The organism is Oligella ureolytica DSM 18253 (genome assembly GCF_000373745.1).
Lineage (GTDB): Bacteria > Pseudomonadota > Gammaproteobacteria > Burkholderiales > Burkholderiaceae_B > Oligella > Oligella ureolytica.
In genome coordinates this window covers 22,653-29,168 of sequence record NZ_KB892305.1, presented here as the reverse complement: position 1 = coordinate 29,168, position 6,516 = coordinate 22,653, and the positions used below count along the sequence as shown (strand labels likewise).

At 45.4% G+C, this 6,516-nt stretch carries 7 protein-coding genes; 2 read left to right on the top strand and 5 right to left on the bottom strand.

Going from position 1 to position 6,516, the window contains the following annotated elements:
* Positions 1-125: 125 nt before the first annotated feature.
* From B092_RS15615 to B092_RS0107755, 3 genes are read right to left on the bottom strand one after another with little or no spacing between them, the layout of a single operon-like run.
* On the bottom strand, positions 126-287 hold the full coding sequence (locus B092_RS15615; protein WP_018574692.1) for a cupin domain-containing protein: 162 nt from the start codon (positions 285-287) through the stop codon (positions 126-128).
* Positions 288-309: 22 nt separating this feature from the next.
* On the bottom strand, positions 310-888 hold the full coding sequence (locus B092_RS0107760; protein ID WP_018574691.1) for a YceI family protein: 579 nt from the start codon (positions 886-888) through the stop codon (positions 310-312).
* Between the two features lie 58 nt (positions 889-946).
* Complete coding sequence (locus tag B092_RS0107755; RefSeq protein WP_018574690.1) at positions 947-1,492, bottom strand: cytochrome b; 546 nt, start codon at positions 1,490-1,492, stop codon at positions 947-949.
* Between the two features lie 308 nt (positions 1,493-1,800).
* On the opposite strand from B092_RS0107755, the gene B092_RS0107750 reads away from it, so the two are divergent.
* Complete coding sequence (locus B092_RS0107750; protein ID WP_018574689.1) at positions 1,801-3,207, top strand: aminotransferase-like domain-containing protein; 1,407 nt, start codon at positions 1,801-1,803, stop codon at positions 3,205-3,207.
* 45 nt (positions 3,208-3,252) lie between these two features.
* On the opposite strand, the gene B092_RS0107745 is transcribed toward B092_RS0107750, so the two are convergent.
* Positions 3,253-4,761: an AMP nucleosidase gene (locus B092_RS0107745; protein WP_018574688.1), complete on the bottom strand. Its 1,509-nt coding sequence runs from the start codon at positions 4,759-4,761 to the stop codon at positions 3,253-3,255.
* A gap of 113 nt (positions 4,762-4,874) precedes the next feature.
* Between B092_RS0107745 and B092_RS0107740 the strand changes: the two genes are divergently transcribed.
* Entirely contained in the window at positions 4,875-5,750 is an 876-nt protein-coding gene (locus B092_RS0107740; RefSeq protein ID WP_018574687.1) for a mechanosensitive ion channel family protein, read from the top strand.
* Here the strand turns inward: B092_RS0107740 and B092_RS0107735 are convergent.
* Positions 5,741-6,499 carry an RNA methyltransferase gene (locus B092_RS0107735; RefSeq protein ID WP_018574686.1) on the bottom strand — a complete coding sequence of 253 codons (759 nt, stop codon included), beginning with the start codon at positions 6,497-6,499 and terminating at the stop codon, positions 5,741-5,743. The two genes, B092_RS0107740 and B092_RS0107735, sit on opposite strands and share 10 nt — an antisense overlap.
* Between the last annotated feature and the right edge of the window lie 17 nt (positions 6,500-6,516).

Here is a 6,516-nt window from a genome sequence, read left to right as displayed (position 1 = left end):
TTAAGGGCGGGACACGCCCGGTTAGCTTGTGCAGAGACTTCGCCTGTAGGTAAGGGCGTCGGGCCAAGAACCCACCGAAGCGAGTCAGGCGATGGTCGCCTGAACGCCGTAGGAATCCCCGTTCTTTAGGGCGGGGAGGATGTCAATTTGTCTTCATTGATGACTCGCAACGGACCAAAGCCCATATGCTCAGGATCGTAGTAATTAGCAAAGGAAAAGGAATGACGAGAGCTTAACCAACCATGCTCACCGATGCCACGATCGTCACTTTTACGAATTTCTAACATTGATTTCTCCCTAGATGCCCACTTACTGCTTTGTGACAATTTCAAAATCAATCTGAATTTCGTTGGCGACAATACCAAAACCACTCCAAGCACCTTCGCCGATCTTATAATCACCGCGCAAGAAGGTGAAGCTGCCGGTAAATACACCGTTATCGCCACTTTCCGTGAATTTAAACGGTACGGTGACTGATTGACTATGTCCTTTAATTGAAAGATCGCCGGTTACTTGGTAGTTCCCATCACCTAGTACTTCAATGTTGCTTGAGGTAAACGTAGCGATTGGGTGTTGCTCAATTGCTAACCATTCATCTTTGGCGATTTCTACATTCGCATCCGGGTAGCCGGCATCAATACTCGATAGGGCGACTTCGATCGCAACTTTAGCAGTTTCAGGCTGAGCCGGGTCAAAGTGTAATTCAGTGGCTTTTAATTCGCTAAAGCTACCGTCCATCTTGACGTTCATTTGGCTATAAGCAAAGGTGATGCTACTGGCCTCAGCGTCGAGTGTTTTATATTCCACTGCATGCGCGCTGGTCAACGTACCTAAGGTCAAGGCGGTTGCTAAAGCGACTGGTTGTAATAATTGATTCTTCACTTTCATGATTGTGTTCCTTAAATTCTAATAGATAATTTTTGCAATGATATTCTTTGTCTGATGACTAAGCTCGTTTAATCAATGGCAGCATGCGGCTCATTACCGTGTCTTTTTTAATAAAATGGTGGTGTAAGGCTGCACCAATATGGCCGATAAGCGTCGCGATTAGGGTGTAATTTAAAATGAGGTGGATACTGTTTAGCCACTCGCCAAGCTCCAAATTTTTAGCTACTAAATCAGGTAAGGGGAGTACGCCAAACCAGACCACCGAAAAGCCTTGCGCTGAGCTCATTAACCAGCCACTTAGCGGGATCGCCAGCATTAAAATATAAAGTACCCAATGACCTGCGTGCGCAGCCAAACGCGATAGTGGACCCATGGTGTCGGGTAGAGCGGGTGCCGGATGGCTTAGGCGCCAAGCAAGGCGTACGACAGCTAAAAACAATAGCGTCATGCCGGCCCACTTATGCCAAGAATAAATTTGCAGTTTGGCCGGTGAAAATGGCAAATCAACCATATATAAGCCCAGTCCCAAAGTGCCAAGTATGCCTAAGCCGACAAGCCAATGTAAAAATATGGCAGTACGGTTGTAGCGTTCAGTTTTAACCATCAAAGCTCTCCAAAAAAGCGTTTCATTTGTTTTAATCAGCTGCTAACAGTAAGACTAAGGTGCTGCCAAGTCTTCTTTATTTCATTGATATCATCACTTTAACAAAACCGGATAAATGAATAAATAGAAAAAAACCTAATTATCTATTGCTAAAAATGGAATAAAGCACGTCAAAAAATTTGAATTTTATGTATGTGTTTTAAAAAGTTTTTGCCATTGAGTTAAATCATATGGATATTTTTAATGTATGGTAATCTTGCATGGATAAGCAAGGCAGATGCTATGAAGTGATGACCCGGAGATAGTCAGTGACGCGCAAACTCAAAAAGCAAAATACTAGGTGGATACGTCCTTTAGAGCGTGGCGGAGGAGCCAGGTATCAACAAATTGCCCAACAAGTGATTAATGCAGTGAATAACGGGGTGCTACGACCGGGCGATCGTTTGCCTCCTCAACGTGAACTTGCAAATGTGATGGGCGTTGATTTGACAACGGTCACACGGGCTTATAAAGAGCTGCGTTTGGCAGGTTTGCTTAATGCCTATGGCCCTAGCGGTTCTTATGTTGCTCATGCTTTAAACCATGAGGATCAACGCATTGACCTCAGTATGAATATTCCTCCATTGTTTGGTGCCAATGGCTTTACCGGCCGACTGAGACCCAACCTAGCTTATATGCGCGATCAGGCCGATGATGTTTCGTTGATGAGTTACCATGTCGGTGCAGGTTCGACCTATGATAGGGAGGCCGCGGCTAGCTGGTTAGCGCCTATGTTCGGGGAGATGAATCCGTCGCGCCTCTTGATATCAGCCGGAGCGCAATCTGCCATTAGCGCGATATTATTAGCTTATTCACGTTCCGGTGACAGTATTGCAGCTGAAAAGCTGACCTATCCCGGTTTTTTGGCTGCCTGCCGTGTATTGCAGCGCCGTGCGTTGGCAGTGGAGACGGACGATGAAGGGATGATCCCGGACGACTTAGCGCGCATGTGTAAAAATAATAAGCCTAAGATGATTTATTTGATTCCCACCATTAATAATCCGACAACCACAACGATGTCTCTAGAGAGGCGCCGAGCGATTTATGATGTTGCCTCTCGCTATGATGTCGCTATTATTGAGGATGACCCCTATTGGTTATTGGCAGGGGATGCACCTCCGCCAATCGCTACCTTAGCGCAAGCAGACCATCGCGCACCGGTATTTTATATTTCTACTTTATCAAAGTGCTTAGCGCCGGGTTTACGTACCGCATATATCGTACTGCCGACGATGGAGAGTAGGGAACCAATTCAAGATGCGTTGCGCGCTATTATGCTGATGCCGAATCAGAGTACGGTGTCAATGGCTACGCATTTGATTCGTAATGGTTCAGCAAAGGAAATCCTTCAACAGCTTAGAGACGAGTTATTTCAACGTCAACAAATTGCTTGTCGACTACTTCCGGATGGCTTCCAAGCACATCCGCACGGATTGCATCTTTGGTTAGGGCTGCCGGAGCACGTCGATCACTATGGATTAATTCAAACGGCACAGCAGCAGGGCCTAGGTGTCGCCAGTGCAAACGCTTTTTGTGTCGATGGGCAGGCGGTTAATGCGCTCCGTATTTCCCTGGGCGGTGCAAAAGATCAATCGGGTTTAGAGATTGCCTTAGAAAAACTGACAGATATTTTTGCTGGGGTTCATACAAAACCACAACGACAGATAATTGTTTGAATTACCTGTCGCGTGTATTTATTCGTCCTGTGTCCTTATTTAAAGTTATTTAAAGGCTGCCTCAATGAAACTTCTGAGTTTTCTGGAGTGGATATGTTCTTTGGGCGTACGTCTTAAAATCTCCAGCGATCTAATACCGATCTGTAAGTGCTGAGCGACTTGGACGCGATAAAATTCGGTGGCCATGCCGGGAAGTTTTAATTCACCGTGTAGGGGTTTGTCTGACACACATAGCAGGGTGCCATAAGGAACGCGGAAGCGGAATCCGTTGGCAGCGATTGTTGCCGATTCCATATCTAAAGCGATCGCACGCGATTGCGACAGACGTTGTACAGGCCCTTCTTGATAGCGCAGCTCCCAGTTTCTGTTGTCAATGCTGGCAACGGTGCCCGTACGCATGATGCGTTTTAATTCATAATCTTTTAAACCGGATATCTCTTCTACCGCTTGTTCAAGTGCGACTTGGATTTCTGCCAATGCCGGAATCGGTACAAAAAGCGGCAAATCGTCATCAAGTACGTGATCCTCGCGCATGTAGGCATGTGCCAGTACATAATCGCCCAAGCGTTGGCTGCTGCGTAAACCGGCACAATGTCCCACCATAATCCATGCCGTAGGACGTAGTACTGAAATATGATCGGTAATGGTTTTTGCATTGGATGGTCCAACGCCAATATTGACTAGGGTGATGCCACTGCCATCAGGACGCTTTAGGTGATAAGCGGGCATTTGTGGCTGTTTAACACCAGCGGTCGTTTTTTTAATATCTTCAGCCGTGAGTCCTGCTTCTACTCGAATATTACCCGGTAATACTAATTCGTTATAACCTGAATTTGGGTCGTTAATTTGTTCGCGGGCATAATGGCTAAACTCCTCAACATAAAATTGATAGTTAGTAAATAAAATATAGTGTTGGAAATGTTCGGGTTGTGTGCCTGTGTAATGCTGCAAGCGATGCAGAGAGTAGTCGATTCTTGGTGCAGTAAAGGGTGCAAGTGGCATGACTCTATCGCTTGCTAGTTTGTAAGTACCGTTAACAATGGCGTCATCCATTTGAGATAAGTTTGGTACATCAAAGTGATTGAGCATGTTTGCACCAACAGCGTCGGTAAAAACAGCATTTCTTTCTTCATCAATCATGGCATTATCATAGAAGCAGAAGTGCAGAGGGATGGGGGTTTTTGATTCGCCAATTTCTATTTTGACCTGATGGTTCTTGATAAGCAGGTCCATCTGCTCAATTAAATAGTGCTTAAATAAATCGGGTCTCGTCACCGTTGTTTCATGGATTCCCGGGCTTTCAACAAAGCCATAAGAAAGGCGTGAGTCGATATCGTGGTGATGTGTCAGGCGAATGCGTATAAGTGGATAAAAGGCTCGTATTGCTTGATTTTGGGGTAGTTTTTGAGCGGTATAGTCAAGAAAATGCGCTCGGATAAAATTACAATTACGTTCATAAATCCTAAGTAATTGCTGCCATGCCGCTTCGCCATTATCAAAACTTTCAAAAGGCATGGTTTGTGGTGTGAGTATATTTCTAACTTGATTGGTCATAAAAAATTACCTATTGTTTTAATCTTTCGCTGTTTTATTTCGTTGTACAGTATAAAGTCTCAATATGACAATGATTGAGTTATTTATATTTCATACGATACAAAAGGAAGTTTATGAGTGAATTGACTAGTCGCTATTGGCCCATGTTGGAAGCGTTTATGATCAGTTTTGCCGGGGCTGTTTTTATTTTAATCATCGGCTGGACTATTTCAAATATCGTTGCCAAAGCTATTCATCGTATCGGTAAGTCTAAGTATAAGCTTGATACGACAGCCTTACCGATGATTAGTGCCTTTTTGCAATGGGCTATTCGTATTTTGACCTTGGTGGTGGTCTTATCACAATTTGGTGTTCAAACAGCCAGTTTAATTGCTGCGCTGGGTGCCGCCGGTGTGGCCATTGGTTTGGCGTTGCAAGGGACATTACAAAACATCGCGGCCGGAATTATGCTGTTAAGCTTACGTCCATTAGCTCACAATGAGTACGTGAGCATCGCTAATCAATATGAGGGCAAGGTGCTGGAGATAGGCCTGTTTTTAACACGTTTAGAGCAAGCAAATGGCATCACATTGACCATTCCTAATAGTGTGGTTTGGAATAGCACTATCATAAATTTTAATCGTAACCCTAATCGCCGAATCGATTTGCCGGTTGCGTTGCAATATGGCGAAGACACCGAACGGGCGATTCAGGTGTTGACGGATTTGCTTAGTAACAATGACAAGATCATTAAGCATCTTCCATTGAGCGTATTTGTCAGTGAGTACCGAGAAAATAGTTTAATACTCACGATTAGAGCGTGGGTGTCAGCGTCTAATTATGCGACCGAATTAGCCAATGTGATGCTTGATGTGCGTAAAACGTTAGAGAGTGAGGGCTTTGAATTACCAATTACTAAGGTCGGTCACGTCAAAATTGACGCTGAGAAAGCGGGAGAGATAGCCTCCAGTGAGGCTAAGCCCACGCCGCCAACACTTCCTCAAGCCTGATTCGACGGATTGGTTTTTTTAAGGATTTGAGTACATACGCCTCGCATCATATCGGTTTCATTTTGAGTGAGGCGACTGCGTAATAGCCAATAGCGCATTTTAAGCATGGTTTTTTTAGGCTGCTGCGGATTGATGAACTCAATCGCTTCCAGCGCTTTTTGCCAATGTTCCAGCAAAGCTTCCACTTGCTCTTGTGGCGCCAGTGGCTCTTGCATCGGTGCGGTGAAGTCCTGTTTTAGGTGGGTGTCGTTGTCGCTGTGCGGGTTGTCTTCAAGCAGCGCATAGCGCAGCTCCCATGCGGCTAATTGAATCGCTTGAGCAACATTGAGCGAGCTATAGTCCGGATTGGCGGGAATATAGCAGATATAGTGACAGTGGCTGATTTGCTCATTGCTAAGGCCGGTCCTTTCTGTGCCCAGTACAACGGCGACTTGATTATCTTGTGCTTTGGCTAAATGCGCTTGAGCCAACTGTGCGGCATCGCGTATGTTTAAGCAGTTAGGACCTAAGTCGCGGGGGCGGGCCGTTAAAGCAAAGCTTAGGGTGATGCCCTCTAAGGCTTCGGCAAATTGATTAAATTCACTGCTGGTGGCCAAGACGTCTTGTGCCCCACTGGCAAACGCAATGGCCTCTTCGTGTGCTGTGATCTTTTCAACTTTAGGCTTGACTAAGCGTAAGTGTGTGAAACCCATGGTCTTTAGTGCGCGCGCAGCGGCACCGACATTGCCCGGATGACTTGGGTTTGTCATGATGAAGTGAGTTCTTT